The organism is Flavobacteriales bacterium, assembly GCA_020635395.1.
GTDB lineage: Bacteria > Bacteroidota > Bacteroidia > NS11-12g > UBA9320 > UBA987.
Window position 1 is genome coordinate 657,071 of sequence record JACJZV010000001.1, and the last position, 17,958, is coordinate 675,028.

19 protein-coding genes are annotated in these 17,958 nt (G+C 37.9%); 4 read left to right on the forward strand and 15 right to left on the reverse strand.

What is annotated here, in order from left to right; genetic code table 11:
• Nucleotides 1–12 precede the first annotated feature (12 nt).
• Entirely contained in the window at nucleotides 13–1,767 is a 1,755-nt protein-coding gene (locus H6607_02820; protein MCB9261297.1) for a sulfatase-like hydrolase/transferase, read from the reverse strand.
• 146 nt (nucleotides 1,768–1,913) lie between these two features.
• On the opposite strand from H6607_02820, the gene H6607_02825 reads away from it, so the two are divergent.
• The 4 genes from H6607_02825 (at nucleotide 1,914) to H6607_02840 (ending at nucleotide 5,428) form a co-directional block, all read left to right on the forward strand.
• Nucleotides 1,914–2,165, forward strand: a complete 252-nt coding sequence (locus tag H6607_02825) for a type B 50S ribosomal protein L31 (GenBank protein ID MCB9261298.1) — start codon at nucleotides 1,914–1,916, stop codon at nucleotides 2,163–2,165.
• 61 nt (nucleotides 2,166–2,226) lie between these two features.
• Nucleotides 2,227–3,393 (forward strand): GlmU family protein, encoded by a 1,167-nt coding sequence (locus H6607_02830; protein ID MCB9261299.1) that lies wholly within the window; start codon nucleotides 2,227–2,229, stop codon nucleotides 3,391–3,393.
• A gap of 9 nt (nucleotides 3,394–3,402) precedes the next feature.
• Nucleotides 3,403–4,158 carry a triose-phosphate isomerase gene (locus H6607_02835; protein ID MCB9261300.1) on the forward strand — a complete coding sequence of 252 codons (756 nt, stop codon included), beginning with the start codon at nucleotides 3,403–3,405 and terminating at the stop codon, nucleotides 4,156–4,158.
• Nucleotides 4,159–4,276: 118 nt separating this feature from the next.
• Nucleotides 4,277–5,428 (forward strand): hypothetical protein, encoded by a 1,152-nt coding sequence (locus H6607_02840; protein MCB9261301.1) that lies wholly within the window; start codon nucleotides 4,277–4,279, stop codon nucleotides 5,426–5,428.
• Nucleotides 5,429–5,731: 303 nt separating this feature from the next.
• On the opposite strand, the gene H6607_02845 is transcribed toward H6607_02840, so the two are convergent.
• From H6607_02845 to H6607_02910, 14 genes are all read right to left on the reverse strand, one after another.
• Complete coding sequence (locus H6607_02845; protein ID MCB9261302.1) at nucleotides 5,732–7,273, reverse strand: hypothetical protein; 1,542 nt, start codon at nucleotides 7,271–7,273, stop codon at nucleotides 5,732–5,734.
• A gap of 67 nt (nucleotides 7,274–7,340) precedes the next feature.
• Complete coding sequence (gene bshC, locus H6607_02850; protein ID MCB9261303.1) at nucleotides 7,341–8,957, reverse strand: bacillithiol biosynthesis cysteine-adding enzyme BshC; 1,617 nt, start codon at nucleotides 8,955–8,957, stop codon at nucleotides 7,341–7,343.
• Nucleotides 8,941–10,248, reverse strand: coding sequence for a 30S ribosomal protein S12 methylthiotransferase RimO (gene rimO, locus H6607_02855; protein ID MCB9261304.1), 1,308 nt, complete (start codon nucleotides 10,246–10,248; stop codon nucleotides 8,941–8,943). The genes bshC and rimO overlap by 17 nt, the downstream gene beginning before the upstream one ends.
• A gap of 2 nt (nucleotides 10,249–10,250) precedes the next feature.
• Nucleotides 10,251–11,201 carry a signal recognition particle-docking protein FtsY gene (ftsY, locus tag H6607_02860; protein MCB9261305.1) on the reverse strand — a complete coding sequence of 317 codons (951 nt, stop codon included), beginning with the start codon at nucleotides 11,199–11,201 and terminating at the stop codon, nucleotides 10,251–10,253.
• A 64-nt stretch (nucleotides 11,202–11,265) separates the two neighbouring features.
• Nucleotides 11,266–11,415 carry a DUF4295 domain-containing protein gene (locus H6607_02865; GenBank protein ID MCB9261306.1) on the reverse strand — a complete coding sequence of 50 codons (150 nt, stop codon included), beginning with the start codon at nucleotides 11,413–11,415 and terminating at the stop codon, nucleotides 11,266–11,268.
• A gap of 9 nt (nucleotides 11,416–11,424) precedes the next feature.
• Nucleotides 11,425–11,607 (reverse strand): 50S ribosomal protein L33, encoded by a 183-nt coding sequence (gene rpmG, locus H6607_02870; GenBank protein MCB9261307.1) that lies wholly within the window; start codon nucleotides 11,605–11,607, stop codon nucleotides 11,425–11,427.
• Nucleotides 11,608–11,613: 6 nt separating this feature from the next.
• Nucleotides 11,614–11,847, reverse strand: coding sequence for a 50S ribosomal protein L28 (locus tag H6607_02875; protein ID MCB9261308.1), 234 nt, complete (start codon nucleotides 11,845–11,847; stop codon nucleotides 11,614–11,616).
• Between the two features lie 74 nt (nucleotides 11,848–11,921).
• Nucleotides 11,922–12,200: a hypothetical protein gene (locus H6607_02880; GenBank protein MCB9261309.1), complete on the reverse strand. Its 279-nt coding sequence runs from the start codon at nucleotides 12,198–12,200 to the stop codon at nucleotides 11,922–11,924.
• Nucleotides 12,201–12,424: 224 nt separating this feature from the next.
• Nucleotides 12,425–12,859, reverse strand: a complete 435-nt coding sequence (locus H6607_02885; GenBank protein ID MCB9261310.1) for a hypothetical protein — start codon at nucleotides 12,857–12,859, stop codon at nucleotides 12,425–12,427.
• A 63-nt stretch (nucleotides 12,860–12,922) separates the two neighbouring features.
• The gene (gene gyrB / locus H6607_02890) at nucleotides 12,923–14,875 is read right to left on the reverse strand and encodes a DNA topoisomerase (ATP-hydrolyzing) subunit B (protein ID MCB9261311.1); all 1,953 of its coding nucleotides are present in this window, start codon (nucleotides 14,873–14,875) and stop codon (nucleotides 12,923–12,925) included.
• Between the two features lie 109 nt (nucleotides 14,876–14,984).
• Complete coding sequence (locus H6607_02895) at nucleotides 14,985–16,040, reverse strand: asparaginase (GenBank protein ID MCB9261312.1); 1,056 nt, start codon at nucleotides 16,038–16,040, stop codon at nucleotides 14,985–14,987.
• Nucleotides 16,041–16,042: 2 nt separating this feature from the next.
• Nucleotides 16,043–16,969: an aspartate carbamoyltransferase catalytic subunit gene (locus tag H6607_02900; GenBank protein MCB9261313.1), complete on the reverse strand. Its 927-nt coding sequence runs from the start codon at nucleotides 16,967–16,969 to the stop codon at nucleotides 16,043–16,045.
• Complete coding sequence (gene pyrR, locus H6607_02905) at nucleotides 16,966–17,502, reverse strand: bifunctional pyr operon transcriptional regulator/uracil phosphoribosyltransferase PyrR (protein ID MCB9261314.1); 537 nt, start codon at nucleotides 17,500–17,502, stop codon at nucleotides 16,966–16,968. Before pyrR ends, H6607_02900 begins: the two co-directional genes overlap by 4 nt.
• A 1-nt stretch (nucleotide 17,503) precedes the next feature.
• Entirely contained in the window at nucleotides 17,504–17,908 is a 405-nt protein-coding gene (locus H6607_02910; protein ID MCB9261315.1) for an EVE domain-containing protein, read from the reverse strand.
• Nucleotides 17,909–17,958: the final 50 nt, after the last annotated feature.

Consider the following 17,958-nt stretch of genomic DNA (forward strand, 5'->3'; position numbering starts at 1 on the left):
GTGCAAAAATAATTATTGCAAGGCGTTTGGCTTAATGTAGTGATGATAATTTGCCACTTTTTGTTTTAGCATTTCTTCCAATTCTTTAGCCTTTTCGGGGTATTCATTCAGTAGATTTACCACACAATTTGGATCATTTTTTCTATCGTAAAGAAATAATGGTTTCGCATCGTTCATTAGCAAATTCCAATTACCCAAAGTGATGCTATACAACTGATTATCATAGTGACAAACAGGTCTTTCCGACATAGAAAGCATGTCGTTGCCAAGAAGGTTGTAGCCCACACTTCGGTTGTTCATGCTCAAAACAGTCGGAAAAATATCAATCTGCGAAACGGTTTGGTCTATGACCTTCGGGGTTAAAATTTTAGGGGCATAAATCAGCATGGGTATTTCATACTTCCCAGAAAAGGTGCGGAAAGCATGCACAGTGTTTTCGGCACTATGGTCGGCAGTAATAATAAAAATAGTTCGGTCAAACCACGGCTGTTTTTTGCATGAGTCAAGAAAACTTCGCAACGCAAAATCGGTATAGCCAATACTTTCATGAATATCGAGATTTCCTTTTGGAAAAGTGTTTTTGAATTGATCCGGAATGGGGTAGGGGTGATGACTGGTTAGCGTAAATATTCCGGCAATAAATGGTTCTTTTTGTACACTGATTTGGCGTTGAGCAAAATCAAACATGGCATGGTCATAGATACCCCAAAAGCCGTCAATGCCTGATTTGCCGCCGTCATATTCATCTTTTCCAAAATAAAAATCAAGACCGTTGGTTGTTAAAAAGGTTTGAAATCCCATCGAATTATTATCTGCTCCATGAAAAAAAAGTGAGGTGTAACCCTGCTTTTTTAATTCTTGTAAAATAGAGTTTGCCGGTTTTGCAGATAGTGGGCTGTTGATAAACGGCGAGTTACTGAGACGTGGAATTCCACAAAAAATAGCTGGAACAGCATCCATTGATTTTAATCCATTTGCATAAGCATTTGTGAAACATACAGAGCTATCCATCAGTTTGTCAAGGTTCGGGGTGTAGCTTGTGATCCAGTTATGATTAAATGCAGTATATTCTTTACCAAAACTCTCTAAAATAATTATTACGTAGTTATAATTAATTGGCAACGTGTCGATTAGGGTTTGTGAGAAATCATATTTTGGAGCAATGCCTTTGGCAAAGTCAGGAATATTAATGGGGTTTTGATAGGTCTCCAAAAGATAGAGCGGCGTATTCATAGCGAGCGATAAATAGGGTTCGGCAAGATATTGGCCAACATTTGCGGATCGATACGGTTTTTTTTGAAAACCGCGAGCCAAACCAAAAAAGCACAAAATGAATATTGCTAAGTGCCAAAATTTTTGAGTTGCATTTGTAACTTGGTTTATGCGGCGAAGAATTAAGACAAAAGTTACGGAAATAGCAACGAATAAGATAAAAAACGGCCAATAATCTTGTATATAAACCATTGGAGAAATATTGTTGTCTCCCTTCAATTGCCAAAAAATATCGGCACTCAAATGGTTTTTAAGAATAGAAAAATACAAAGCATCAATAATGCCCAAAAGAGCTGTTGTTATTCCAAAAACAGACAAAAGAAGAATTCGTATTCTCGGTTTTTTAAAAAAGAATGTCAGAAGAAAAACGCCACATGTAACATAGGTCGTTGGTATAATGTCGAGCCGAAACCCATAGAAAAAAGAGCTAAAAAGAGGGGAAACAGAAATGGGTTGAAATGCACTAAAATTGGCAAACAAAAAGATAGCCCGCAAACAAAAAAACAATCCCAAAACAAACAATATGCTGAGTAAAAATGCTTTGTTGGATTGCAAGAATTTTCTAACCAAAATAAAAATAAAATATGTCAAAACTATGAAAATAAAATTTACCTTTGCAGTCCTTTAAAAAAAGAAGAGACATGAAGCAAGGTGTGCATCCTGAAAATTACAGAATGGTTGTGTTTAAAGACATGAGTAATGAGCATACATTCATTACAAAATCAACTGTTGATACCAAAGAAACAATTAAATGGGAAGACGGAAACGAATATCCTCTTTATAAATTGGAGATTTCTAACACCTCTCACCCTTTCTTTACCGGAAAAATGAACTTTGTTGATACCGCAGGTAGAATTGACAAGTTCAATAAACGATACGGAAAAAAGAAATAGGCAAATGATAATTTTTGCTGCAAAGCTCTCAATTTGAGGGCTTTGTTTGTTTAAAAAGAATATGAACATAATACTTTTCGATAATAAAAACCGCAATGATTTGTTGCCTCTGGTTTACACCCGACCAGTATGCGAATTGCGGGTGGGTATTTTAACCATTCGCGAAAAATGGGAAAAGTACTTAGGTGACAGTCCGAGCTACAAAACCGAAGAGTATTTACAAACCAAATTTCCACTCGTTTCCGCTGACGACACTGTATGGATTGATGCATCTGTTTTGCCGAATATTGAAATAGTGCAAGCTGTAAAAACACTTGCACAAAACCAGTCTATTGTTGATGAAAACAATCAATTGTTGGCTTGTAGAGGAGATATACATGATTCGGAAAATTGTGAAAGAATCAGTATCCATACCGATCGAATCCGATTTCCCGAAGATATATTTTCGAAAAATGGGGTGGAACTCGAAAAAGATTTTGACCTATTAACTACAGGAAGAAAATCAAAAGAAATTTCGGGTTCAAACCGAATAATTGGAAACGGAAGAATTTTTTTGGAAGAAACAGCCTCTGTGGAGGGAGCCATTTTAAATGCCACTTCTGGCTCTATCTACGTTGGGCATCATGCCGAAATAATGGAAGGCAGCATTGTTCGTGGAGGTTTGGCTTTGTGTGAACATGCGGCACTCAAATTGGGTTCTAAAATTTATGGGCCTACCACCGTTGGACCTCACTCAAAAGTTGGCGGGGAGGTTATCAATTCTGTTATTTTAGGATATTCCAATAAAGGGCATGATGGATTTTTGGGAAATAGTGTTTTGGGTGAATGGTGCAATATCGGGGCAGACTCCAACAATTCTAACCTAAAAAATAATTATGCCGAGGTGAAACTTTGGGATTATACCACCGAGCGGTTTCGAAATACCAAACTACAGTTTTGTGGTTTGATTATGGCCGATCACAGCAAATGTGGCATCAATACGATGTTTAACACTGGAACTGTCGTTGGCGTTTCTGCCAATATTTTTGGGTCGGGTTTCCCAAGAAATTTTGTCCCTTCATTTGCATGGGGAGGCAGTGCTGGTTTTAGCACCTATCAGCTCAATAAAGCGTTTGAAACCGCCGATTTAGTAATGAAACGGAGAGGTATAGAATTAGACGAAACCGAAAAGAACATTTTAAAACATGTTTTTGAAATGTCCGAAAAATTTAGATTTTGGGAAAAGTAAAATAATAGAATGAGAAAGAGATATGTAGCTGGAAACTGGAAAATGAATACCAACTTGATGGATGGTTTTGATTTGGTATCGGAAGTGTTGGAAAACATAAGTGAGACCGATTTGTCGAATTGTGATGTTGCCGTTTTTGCACCTTTCACACATTTAAAAGTGTTTCAAAATTCGCTAAACGGAAGTGGTATTCGGTTGGGAGCTCAAAACTGTCATCATGAAAAAGAAGGTGCATACACGGGCGAAATATCTGCGGCCATGTTGGCTTCAATTCCAATAAGTTCAGTAATAGTAGGGCATTCGGAACGCCGTCAATATTTTGGAGAAACCAACCAACAAATTGCTCAAAAAATGGAAAGAGCTTTTGAAAACGGACTGGAAGCCATTTATTGTTTTGGAGAAACGCTGAACGAAAGAGAAAGCAATAAACATTTTGAAGTGGTTGAAACCCAAATTCGTGAGGCTTTAACCGGTTTTTCATGGAATGAGTGGTCGAAAATCACGTTGGCCTACGAACCTGTTTGGGCCATTGGAACGGGGAAAACGGCCACTGCCGAACAAGCACAAGAGATACACGCTTTTGTTCGCGGCATTGTCCAATCCATTGCAGGAAAAGAAGTTGCCGATACTATCCGAATTTTATACGGCGGTAGCGTAAAACCAAATAATGCAGCCGAACTTTTTTCAATGCCCGATATTGATGGTGGATTGATTGGAGGAGCTGCACTTGATGCAAAGTCATTTGCGGAGATTGTAGCCGCATAAGTGTTTGTTTAATAGGACACATTATAAAGGTGAGAATCTAATTTTTCCCTTAAAATAAGGGCTTTGGTAGGCTGGGACAATTTTTGAACCTATGCTCAAAACAATTAAATTTGAGCGTATGAAACTGAAAATTTACTCTTTCGCATTTGCATCATTTCTGATTTTATCTGTTGTTTTTTTGGGTTGTAGCTCGGGCAAAAATAGGTTCGAGAAAGGTGAGTACGATGCAGCCACTCAGCAAGCCATTAAGCGATTGCGAAGCAATCCGGATAAAAAAAAGGCGGTAAAATATCTCGATTTGGCCTACAATCATGCAGTTGATTATCATTTGAGCGAAATAGACAGGCTTAAAGCCAGTCAGGATAGATTTAAGTTTGATGATGTAGTTTGGCACTATCAAAAACTCAACGAGCTTTATAATGAAATAATTAAGTGTCCTGGTTGTTTGGAAGTAATTCCAAACCCAAAAATATTTCAAAATGAATTTAATGAATCGAGTTTGGCGGCCAGCAAGGCTCACTTTGAGTATGGCTTGGAGCAGCTGAATTTGAACACCAAATCTGGTGGCCGAGAGGCTTACCGACATTTTACGACGGCTAAAAATTATACTCCAAAATATTCAAAAATAGATGAATATATCTCCCAAGCTCTGTCTTTAGGAACTGTCCGAGTTTTGATAGAGAATATTCCGGTACACAGCCGAAGTTTGGCTCTTACAAATGAGTTTTTTCAAAATCAAATTTCGGAATATGCCAGAGGTCTCAATTATACCTTTGTTGAATTTTACCGGGAGTCGGAATACAACGCGTTGAATGTTGAAATTGACGAAGTAATCGTTATGAAATTTGATGATTTTGTTGTTGGGCAAACTTATATTAAAGAAAAAACGGAAACGATTGAAAAGGATAGCGTGAAAATTGGAACTGTAAAAACCAGTGACGGCGAGCTGCCTGTAATAGGAAAAGCAAAAGCGAAGTTTACAACCTATGAAAAAACACTTACCTCCAGTGGATTGCTTGACTTTCAAATTGTAGATGCGACAAGCGGAGCTACCTTAAGGCAACAAAAATTTCCCGGCACGTTTGTTTGGAAAACTGATTGGGCTTCATACAACGGACAAGAGGAAGCATTAACTGCCGAGCAAATTAAAATGTCGAAACGCACGGAAGCATATCCACCCAGTCCGCAAGACTTGTTTATAGAGTTTACAAGACCTATTTACTCACAACTGGTTCGATCTATTGCCAATTATTATTCTGGCTTAAACTAAAGAATAACACAGGTTTTGTTTTTATGCAATTGAATAATTAAAGAGTTAAACCAGAATTTAAGATAATTTCTTATGATTTGAAAATTCAAATATAAATGTGGGACTATATTAGCCTTACTCAAGCCCCATCCTAAAAGGATGGGGCTTCTGTTTAAAGTACATATTGCATTTTAACCGTGTTCAAATATTTTCCCAATTCCAACGTTCAATTTCAATATAATTAGCGTTAAGAAGCAGAAAAGTGGATCCATAAAAAAAGCCGATTCAATGAATCGGCTTTTTTTTATATTGCAGTATTTTATATTATCTAACTTTCATAAGGTCAATTCTTCTGGCAGGATATTGCAAACCAGGAGAAGCCGAACCTTCAGTATCCATAATGAATCTGTCGCGAGGCACACCATAGTTAGAGTTTAAGTAATCAATAATGGCATTGATTCGTTGCTGAGCCAATTGAGAACCTGATTTACTTCTAACAGAGTAACCAGTCATCAATACATTCAAATCAGGACAAGATTTCATTTTTTCAGCAACACTATACAACACACCAATTGCCTCAGGGCTGATTGTATGACTACCATTGTCAAAAATGATTGCTGGAAGCATTACATCAGAACAGTCGCAGCAGCCGCCGACATCGCCAGAAGTTTTAATAGTTTCACCTCTTGGGTTAACGGCAACACCTTTTTGAGTGTTTAATTCTTCATCTCTATAATCAGGCACACCGTCACCATCAACATCAATCATAATGCCGTTAGCATCAACTTCAGAACCTCTTTCTGAGTCAATTTGTTTGTCTTTATTGTCAGGTACACCATCTTTGTCAAGGTCAACAGTAACCCCAGAACCCCAAACGTACGCATCAGGATCTGTGTCAGGTTCTTTGTCGAAATAATCGGCTACACCGTCATTATCAGTATCTAACAAAAGAAGTTCAACCTTTTCTTGTATCATTACAAGCGTGTCCATAGTTTCATAGATGTTCTCAACAGGGTTCAACCAATCGTAGTGTTCTTTAGAACCATCTTTTCCGCCAAGTTTAATACTTGCTTGGAAGCTTAATAAACCGTAGAAGTCAAAAACACGGTTTCTCCAAATTGGGAAAGAGAATGCATCAATATTATCGCTACGTGTGTAGTGGTTTTTGTACTCCATGCCCAAATCCAACCATCTGTTCACATTTCTTTTAAATCCAACACCAAAAGGAATAGTAAAGTTGGTTCCCTTGTACACAGATATTAAATCAACTACGTTTCCGTTATTATCCAACTTTTGGGTGAAAAAACCTTGGTCTCCCCAAGTGTCCCACATGGCTTGCTCATTAGTTTGATATTGACCATATTGGCCTTTTACATCACTCCAAATGGCACCGAAACCAGTAAAGAAATACATTTGCCATTTACGCAAAGGTCGAATAAACGAAAGATTACCTAAAGTTAAATTGGCAGTAACGTTTAAATCTTTAAACTTGTTATTAAAGTAATAGCTGTCATCCGAAGGGGCTTGATTTCCTGCATTGAAATACTGAGTCCCATCCGAAGTATTGTTTCGGTCTTTCGAACTGTTTCCGCTGATATCATGACCGTCCCGTGAACCACTCAAAGTTCCTATATTTCCATTAACTTTAATTCCAAAGGTTTGAGAAACAGAATACTTGGCGTGTGCTCCAAAAGCAAAATTTGCTTTGAAATGGTCAGCGTCACACATGGTGTGAGTAGGACTCAACTGAATTCCAACAGACCATCGCTTAGAATAGCGAAACTTTCCAAAAAAATCGGTCTGCGACATTGCACTCTGGCTTACAACCAAAGCACCTAAAAGCAACAAAGTTTTTAAATTTTTCATATTAAATTAAATACTGAATATGTAGTAATTTTGGGGCAAAGATAGATATTTAGCTATAAATACCAATTTAATTTTCAAGATAAAGAATATTTATTTTAGAGTTTTTTGTTACGGAGGAGGCGGAAAGAAGGTGTTTTAAACTTGATAAGGATTCGAGTATCGATTTTTGTCTTTCCTGATTGTAATTTTCATGCCAAATTTTCGACTTTATTTTAATAACTTTTTGATAGTCTGAATTCATTTCGATGGAGTTGTCAATCATTGATTTTATTGAGTTTGAGGTTTTTTTGAACACATTTTTCCAATCCGTTTTTATGGATGCATTTAGGTATTGTCGCATTGACTCATCCATAAAAAGAGATTCCATTAAATCATCCAACTCCGAAAGTCTGTTCGAGAGGTTGTTGTATTTTTCATTGTATTTATTGACAAACAACTGACTTAATTTTTCTTTTGAGTAAAAAATTGTCTCAATTGGAATATCTGCATTTCTCAGAAATTCAAGGTTTTTTTTAGTAAAATAAAAGGTTGATGGACGAATAATCAATTTTGGGAATAGGGTTCCAAATTTAAAAAGCAATAGCTTGAGTTCTATCCAATACATGAACTCAGCGGCACCTGCAATGTAGCTAATATTTGGCAAGATGACTTGTTGATACAATGGCCGTAACAAGGCATTTGGGCTAAATTTTTCAGGTTGGTTCAATAAAAAATCATTTATTTCTTCGGTATTATATTTTATTTCAGAACCGACAACCCTAAAATTGTTTTCGTTTTTTTCGAGCCTAAGTCTTTGATTGTCATGTAAAAAGAAAGTATTGGATGGCCTCGTGTTGATTGGTGGTTTTATCTTGTTGGCCTTTAATTCATTTATTGTTGCGTCTATTGCTTCAGAACAATCATGTTTAAAAAGGTCGTTTTTAAAAATGTTTACAAATTGTTTTTTACAAAAGGTATTGTCTCCATCAAAAACAATAATTCCGGTATGCCCATAAAGGGTATGAATAATTTGCCGTGTGGCTTGAGCAAAGGTTTTGCATTGGGTGTATGCTGTTTCGCAAACAGCAATAAAATGAAGATTTTCGGGGGTTTGGTCAATTCGCTGTTTTGCAAAATTTACTAAAGGCAATAAGCTTTGTGGAGCCAAACGACCAACGAAGCCCTTTGATTCTATATCCCAGGTTAATTTTTCATTGTATAAACTGACCGAATTAATCTCTTCAAAATCATGATCTTCGGTGGCCATCCAAAATATCGGAACTGATTCATATTCAGATTGTTGTTCATTGAATTCGTCCGATTCTAAACAAACTGAAAGCAATTTGTGGGCTACAAACATTGGCCCCAAAAAAATATGAATTTGTTGTCCGGTAGTTATGCATACGCAATTTTCATTTTGTAGTTTTACAATGTTCTGATAAACGGGACTCGATTCATTCAAATGAATGTTCGATTGCTCGTATTGTTTAAGAATTTCCTCTACCAAGCCTTTTCTGTAATTCGGGCTAAATTGTGGGTTTTGAACAACCTCTTTTGCATTGTCTGCGTCACTGTTTCGATTTACAAATTGATTCGGAAAATCTTGATTAGACAGATATTTTTTGATTAAATCGCTGAAAAAATCAGTATTGGAATAGTCAATCTCTATCAAATTATGTGTTTGATTTTCAGTCGATTGTTCCATATAAATCAAATTCTTTGGCTGAAGTTATGGTTACTTCTACAAAATCTCCAATTCTAAGATGTTGGTCGGTTTTAATCAAAACTTCATTGTCCACCTCTGGCGAGTCGTGTTCTGTTCTGCCAATAAAATATTGGTCGTCAAAATGATCAATCAAAACCTTATATTTTTTGCCCACTTTAGATTGGTTAAGGTCAAATGAAACTTGTTCCTGAATTTCCATCAGGTTAGAGGCACGTTCTTCTTTCACTTCCATAGGAATGTTATCATCCAAAGAAAAGGCGTGAGTTCCATCTTCATGCGAATATGTGAAAACTCCCAATCGGTCAATTTTGTATTTTTCAACAAAGTCACACAATTCTTCAAAATCCTTTTGAGTTTCGCCAGGATGCCCCACCAACATAGTGGTTCGCAATGCGAGTTCCGGACATTTTTCTCTGATTTGTTCCACCAATTCTACGGTTCTTCGCTTTGAAATGCCTCTCCGCATTGTTTTTAAAACATTTTCCGAAACGTGCTGCAAAGGCATGTCGAGATAGTTGCAAATGTTTGATTTTCGGTTAATTACATCCAAAACATCCATCGGAAACTGAGATGGGTAGGCATAATGTAACCGTATCCAATCTATACCATCTATGTCTGAAAGTCTATCCATCAATTCGGCTAATTTTCGCTCATTGTATAAGTCCAATCCATAATAGGTCGAGTCTTGAGCGATAAGCATAAGTTCTTTACAGCCATTTTTTGCCAAATTTTTTGCCTCTTCAACCAATAATTCCATTGGTTTTGATACATGATTTCCCCGCATTTGCGGAATGGCACAAAAAGAACATGGCCTATTGCAGCCCTCTGATATTTTGAGATATGCGTAATGAAAAGGTGTTGTGGTTATTCGTTCGCCAAGTAAATTTTGTTTGTAATCTGCATTTAGTTTTTGCAGCAATGCCGGTAACTCCATGGTGCCGAAAAAGGCATCAACCTCGGGCATTTCAGCTTGCAGTTCATCTTTGTAACGGTGAGATAAACAGCCTGTTACATATAATTTATCAATATTTCCGATTTCTTTTTGGTTGATGTAATGGAAAATAGTGTCAATCGATTCTTGCTTGGCATTTTCAATAAAACCGCATGTGTTTACCACAATAATATTGGCTTTTCCATCCTCCGCTTGATGGGTAGCTTCAAGATCGTTGGCTTTAAGCTGGGTTAATAAAACTTCGGAGTCAACCAAATTTTTGGAGCATCCCAAAGTAATAATATCCACTTTGTTTTTTCCGAAACTCTTGGTGTGCATGATTAATTCGAGAATAAAGATTCGACAAAATCAGTAGGTTCAAAATATTGTATGTCATTAATACCTTCACCAATGCCAATGTATTTTACAGGAATTTTAAATTGCTCCGAAATACCAATTACCACGCCTCCACGGGCAGTGCCGTCAAGTTTGGTTAAGGCCAGGGCATTAACCTCGGTGGCAGCAGTAAATTGCTTGGCTTGTTCATAAGCATTTTGTCCGGTACTGGCATCAAGAACTAAGAGTACTTCGTGCGGTGCATCGGGTATAACTTTGCTCATAACGCGTTTAATCTTACTCAACTCATTCATAAGATTGACTTTATTATGTAAACGCCCGGCGGTATCAATCAATATTAGGTCAACATCTTGGTCAACCCCTTGTTTAACAGCATCAAAGGCTACCGCCGCAGGATCCGTATTCATTCCTTTTGAAACAATAGGAACGCCCACTCGCTGACTCCAAATAGTTAGTTGGTCAACCGCTGCGGCTCTAAATGTATCACCGGCACCCAGTAGCACTTTTTTGCCTGCATTTTTATACATATTGGCCAGTTTACCAATGGTGGTGGTTTTGCCAACACCATTCACGCCCACCACCATTACCACATAAGGTTTGGCAGAGGCATTCAAATCTTCTTTCTTGTTTTCTGTTAATAGGTGCGAAATTTCATCTTTTAGTAATGAGTTTAACTCCGCAGCACCAATATATTTATCCTTAGAAACACGCTTTTGTAGTCGGTCGATGATATTGAGTGTTGTGTTTACCCCAACATCCGACGAAATCAAAATTTCCTCCAATTCATCGAGAAAATCATCGTCTATCGAACTTTTGCCGACCAATGCTTTTGAGATTTTACTAAAAATGCTGGATTTGGTTTTTTCTAACCCTTGATCCAGTTTTTGTTTTTCCTCAACCGATTTCTCTTTTTTAAAAAAATCAAATAATCCCATGTCTATAAACAAAAAAAGCCTCCTGATGAAACACCTGGAAGCTTAAAAAGATTTTTTAAAAATGTTATTTAAAATATTCCTTTACCGCTTCGGTAGGAATAATCTCTTCTTTAAACGTGTACGCACCGGTCTTTGGAGACTTAACAGCTTTGATAACCTTAGCCCAATCTCTACCTGTTCCGGTTTTAAGTGTTGCAACTACCTTCTTTGCCATGTCTCTTTATTATTTAATTTCTTTATGAACGGTTACTTTCTTTAAAATGGGGTTGTATTTTTTCAACTCCAAACGCTCGGTAGTGTTCTTTTTATTTTTGGTGGTAATGTAGCGAGAAGTGCCGGGCATACCGCTCGTTTTGTGCTCTGTGCACTCCATTATCACTTGAACTCTGTTTCCTTTCTTTGCCATTGCCGATTATATTTTGCCGTTTTTTACAAACCCGTCTAAACAAGCTGTAATGCCTTTTTTGTTAATAGTTCTTAAAGCCGAAGTAGATACTTTTAATGTAATCCAAGCATCTTCTTCTGGGATATAGAATTTTTTAGTGTGAAGATTTGGGTAAAATCTTCGCTTTGTTTTAATATTTGAATGGGAAACATGGTTGCCTTTCAAAGCCTTTTTTCCCGTTAAATCACATACTCTCGACATCGCTTATTTTTTAAGGACTGCAAATTTGAACTTTTTTTTCTTTTTACGCAAAAGAAAGTTAGAGATTTTGATTTTTAATCTAATATCCTGTAAGTGCTTGGTGCTAGCTGGATGGTAGAGCCAACAACAAAGGTATCTGCTCTAGCCCATAGTTCTCTAACCATTATCTGATCAATTACCAAAAACGTGAAGTCGGATTTTGTGATTTCCTCAATATACCTTTTTTCAATGACTTGGGTATTGTCGAAATTATATGCTCTAACGGTGTCATTTTTTGGGATAACCAGAACCCTGAAACTTTTCAATTGAAGTAATGCGTTGTTGTATCGCTCCGGATGCTTTGTGTCAAGCATAATATCAAGTTGCAAAGAATCATGCATTTTTAAATACGATTTTGATATGCAGCAGGAATCTATTTTGTTAATAGTCAGACTTTTTTTTTGGGGGGGGATTTCCCATATGGTCGAAAGAGCTGCAAACAAAAATAATAATCAATAGAATTTCGGCCTGAAATAATGTAATCAAAAATTTCAAATTCAATTTTTATTGCAAAATGTTGGTCAAAGAATGCAATTCGCTACTCAACTACTTTGTAAATCCGAGGCATTAGGTTTTTTGTTTCTTTAGTCTCAATGCTGTTTTCATAAAGTATTTTGGATGCCTTGATTCTATCTATAATTACACGGGTAGAGTCTCCACCGGCAATTATTTTTTCGATTACATTTTTGCCAATGTTTCTGCTATCTGTTTTGAATGTGTAAACACTAGCAGAGCCAGTTTTAGGTGCGATAATCAAACCAAATTCATCAATATTCCAAAGTTCAGAAACAGGATTATTTTCCTTGAATGAGGGGGAAAAATCAATCTGAAGGCTGTTTAAATTTTTCAGATTCTTCAAACTCAATGTCTCACCCTCAAAACCGTTAAGATTAATGTCGATTTTACTTTCCATTTTGGTGGTAGTAAACGACAAGGCAACAATTGCCAACAGAAATAAAAATTTTGATTTCATAGTCTTATAAATAAAGTCAAATGTATGATGAAAACTGTATTGGCAGAAATTTATTGTGTCATATTACACATCAATCTTTGCGTAGCGTGCATGTGCCTCAATAAATTCTCTTCGGGGTGGCACTTCGTCGCCCATCAGCATTGAGAAAATTCTGTCGGCTTCTGCAGCACTATCAAGCGTAACTCGTTTTAGAGTTCTGCGAGCAGGATCCATGGTTGTTTCCCACAACTGCTCAGCGTTCATCTCTCCCAAACCTTTGTATCGTTGCACCGTAACGCTATCGGGTCTATCCCCGCCCAATCTCTTTACCTCCGTGTCTCGCTCGTTGTCGCTCCAGGTATAAACGGCTTCTTTTCCCTTTTTTACTTGATAAAGGGGTGGAGTGGCAATGTATATATATCCGTGGTCTATCAGTTTTTTCATGTATCTGAAAAACAGTGTAAGAATCAACGTTCTAATATGGCTTCCGTCAACATCCGCATCCGTCATGATTATTATTTTGTGATAACGGAGTTTTACGATGTTGAGTTCTTTTTCGTCTTCTTCTGTACCCATGGTTACACCAAGAGCTGTAAACATGTTTTTTATTTCTTCGTTGTCATATATTTTGTGTTCGAGGGCTTTTTCCACGTTTAAAATTTTACCTCGAAGGGGCAAAATGGCTTGAAAAGCTCTGTCTCGGCCTTGTTTTGCCGTTCCCCCTGCCGAGTCGCCCTCTACCAAATATATTTCACATGCCGCCGGATCTTTTTCCGAGCAGTCAGAAAGTTTTCCGGGCAAACCGGCTCCGCTCATAGCACCTTTTCGTTGCACCATTTCGCGGGCTTTTCGTGCTGCATGGCGGGCTTGAGCCGCCAAAACCACTTTGTTTATAATGGCTTTTGCCTGATTCGGATTTTCTTCCAAATAGTTGAGCAGCATTTCACCCACAGCCTGATCAACAGCACCCATTACCTCGCTATTGCCAAGTTTTGTTTTTGTTTGACCCTCAAATTGTGGTTCGGCTACTTTTACAGAAATAACTCCTGTTAAACCTTCTCTAAAGTCTTCCCCACTTATCTCAAATTTTAATTTAGAAAAGAAACCTTCTTTCTCCGCATACGATTTGAGTGTTCTTGTCAAAGCTCTTCTAAATCCGGCTACGTGTGTTCCACCCTCTATGGTGTTAATGTTATTTACATAAGAGTGTAAATTTTCCGTGTAGCTTCCGTTGTATTGAAAAGCAATTTCTACCGGAACGCCAGATTTTTCGCCCTCTGCGTAAATTGGAGTTGGAATAAGAGCCTCACGGGTTCCATCTAAAAATTTTACAAATTCGGTTAAACCACCTTCTGAATGAAATTCTGTTGAGAGATATTCGCCATTATCTTCTTTTTCACGTTTATCGGTCAAAATAAGCCGAATTCCTTTGTTGAGATACGCTAATTCTCGAAGTCGTGAAGCCAGCGTTTCGTAGTTGTAAACGGTGTTTTGAAAAATGGAGTCATCTGGCCAAAAACTCACCGTTGTGCCTCGTTCGTCAGAATCGCCAATAACGTCAACACCAGAAACAGGTTTTCCGATGGAGTATTCTTGTTGATAGATATGACCGTCGCGTTTAATGGTGGCCAACAATTTGGTAGATAGGGCATTAACACAACTAACCCCAACACCGTGCAAACCTCCGGAAACTTTGTATGTGTCTTTGTCAAATTTACCACCGGCATGAAGCACGGTCATAACAACCTCTAAAGCTGACCGTTTTTCTTTAGCGTGCATGGCCACCGGAATCCCACGACCGTTGTCTTCAACGGTTATACTGTTGTCTTCGTTAATAAATACCTTTATGGTGTCGCAATATCCTGCAAGAGCTTCGTCAATGCTGTTGTCAACCACTTCATAAACAAGGTGATGCAAACCCTTCAGGCCAACATCGCCTATATACATTGCAGGTCTTTTTCTTACCGCTTCAAGACCCTCTAAAACCTGTATGTTATCAGCTCCATAATTCGAGCTTTGTTGTTTGTTTTCTGACATTTTTTGAATGTAGGTTAAAAGGGTAAAATTAGGGTTAAAATGCCCGAAAACAGGCACTTTTTTGTCGATGTTATCCACATTCAATAAACGAAAAACGACCTTTTGTGGCTTATATGGTTATTTCTCCTCTGATATTGGAAAGCAGAAGTTTTTCTTGCTCTTTTTTGGTAATTTTTTGGGCCAAAACCCACATCATTTTGGATAGGGCAGCTTCGGTGGTAATGTCGTAGCCTGATATTACACCAATTTCTTTAAAAATGTTGCTGGCTGCATATTTGCCCAAATGAACAGACCCTTGCAAACATTGAGTAATGAACATTACAAAAGTGCCTTGGTCTTTAGCATTTTTTAGAACATCTAAAAACTGGGGCGAACACGGGGCGTTGCCGCTGCCAAACGTTTTAATAATGATTCCATCCACATCGGAGTCTTCAACCAATTTTGTCAAAAGGTCGGTTCTTATTCCCGGAAAAAGAGTCAAAACCAACACATTTGGGTTGAAGTTTGAATTGCAGTTAAATTTTTCTCTGCCATTTTGCCACAATGATTTGGTGTTTACCTTTATGCTTTCTTCAAGCTCTGCCAATGCAGGATAGTTTGGCGATGTGAAACCTTCAAAATCGTTGGTGCTGGCTTTTGTGCATCTGTTTCCTCTAAAAACTTTGTCGTTAAAACAAATTGAAACTTCATTAATTACGGGTAGTCCGAAAGCGGAAGAAGCTGCAATATGGATGGCGTTGCTAAAATTGGTTACCGCATCTGTTCTGGTGTGAGAAATAGGGAGTTGCGAACCTGTAAGCACAATGGGTTTTGTCAGATTTTCGAAAACAAAACTGAGTGCAGAGGCCGTGTAGGCCATTGTGTCTGTGCCGTGTATAATTATGAAACCATCAAAATCATTGTATCTGCGTTCAATTTCAGTAGCCATTTGCTGCCAATGCCCAATGTTAAATTGAGAAGAATCGAGCAGTTGCGAAAATGAGTGGTATTCAAATTCGATATTCTTGGTTTTTGAAAAATAACCGTTTGGTTTTATGGCAGGCATAAAACGCTGAAGTTGCTTCCAGTTTTGAGGTGTTAGCGGGCTTGCGGGGTCTTCCTGATTTTGAGGTGCCATGCCGATGGTTCCGCCTGTGTATAAAATAAAAATGCGGGTATTTTTCACGCTTAATTTCTTTGAGCCGCCAATAAATATAGAACCGACATACGAATGGCCACCCCATTTTCTACCTGATTAAGTATGATAGAATAATCAGAGTCGGCCACTTCTGAGCTAATCTCTACGCCACGGTTTATTGGACCCGGATGAAGTATAATAATTTCCTTTTTTAATTTCTCCAAATGCCGCATGGTAAGGCCATATTGCATACTGTATTCTCTTAAACTCGGGAAATATTTTGTGTCCTGCCGTTCTAATTGAATGCGGAGCATATTGGCAACATCGCACCAATCAATGGCTTTTTGTAGGTCATATTCTACTTTTACCCCCAAGCTGTCGATGTGCTTTGGAATTAAGGTAGGAGGCCCACAAACGGCTACTTCGGCTCCCAACTTTTTGAGGCAGTAGATATTTGAAAGTGCCACACGACTGTGAAGAATATCGCCGACTATAACCACTTTTTTGCCCTTCAAACTACCCATTTTTTCACGAATGGAGTATGCATCTAACAAGGCCTGCGTTGGATGTTCGTGTGTTCCGTCTCCCGCATTTACAATTTGAGCATCTACATTTTTAGCTAAAAATTGAGCCGCCCCCGGTGCAGGATGCCGCATTACCACCATGTCCACTTTCATGGAGAGAATATTGTTTACGGTGTCAATCAGTGTTTCGCCTTTTGATACAGATGAAGACGAACTGGCAAAGTTGACAATATCTGCCGACAACCTTTTTTCGGCAAGTTCAAACGAAATTTTTGTTCTTGTTGAGTTTTCAAAAAACACATTGGCAATGGTAATATCGCGAAGGGAAGGAACTTTTTTTATGGGTCGGGCTAAAATTTTCTTAAAATTATCTGCTGTCTCAAAAATGAGGTTTATGTCATGAGCAGTCAGGTCTTTTATACCCAATAAATGTTTTGTCGAGAGCCTTGTCATTTCTTTTCGGTTTCTATCCAAACTTTTTGTTCGTTCACTAAATCCACAATTACTTTATCGTTGGCTCTGCTATCTACATTAAGTCCAACATAATCTGGCTGAATGGGTAGTTCTCTTTTAAATCTTCGGTCGATAAGGGTTAAAAGCTCTGTTTTGGCAGGTCGCCCAAAATCAGAAAGAGCGTTCAAGGCGGCTCGCACCGACCTGCCAGTATAGAGCACATCATCTACTAAAATAATATGCAAGCCTTCAATAGAAAATTCAATTTCCATGGTATTGGGAAGCAATATTTTTTCGCTTCTTCTAAAATCATCTCGATAAAATGTACTGTCTAACTCACCGTATCTAATATTTTTTATTCCGAAATCATCCGTTAAAATTTGTCTAATTTTTCGTGCCAACGCACTGCCGCGAGGCTGCAATCCAATAATGGCAGAGTGTTCGAAAAGTGTGTGATTTTCGTACAATTCCATAGCCATGCGGTGCAGAACAAACTCCAATTGGGTGCTTTCTATGAGTAGCCTTTTCAACATTTTAACTTCCCAGTTTTTTAATAAGGTCAAATTCTTTTTTCGTTACTTTAGAAACGGATAGCCGGTTGAGCCGAACCATTTCCATGCTTTTGAGTACCGGATGTTCTTTTATTTCTGATAGGGTTATTGTTTTTGATAATTTTTGAATTGGTTTTACATCAACGGCCACCCATGTTTCGTCGTTTATGGTTGGGTCTGGATAGCTTTCTCTTTCAACCTCAGCAATACCTACAATTTCTTTTCCTTCATTGCTGTGGTAAAACAAACATTGATCGCCCAATTTCATATCACGCATATTGTTGCGAGCGGCATAGTTTCGCACACCGTCCCAAAATGTTTTTCCGTCTTTTTCAAACTGCTCCCAACTGTATTTGTGAGGTTCAGATTTAATAAGCCAATAATTCATTTTCTTAATTTTTAAGCAAAAAAAAAATCCCATTCAAAAATGGGATTTTT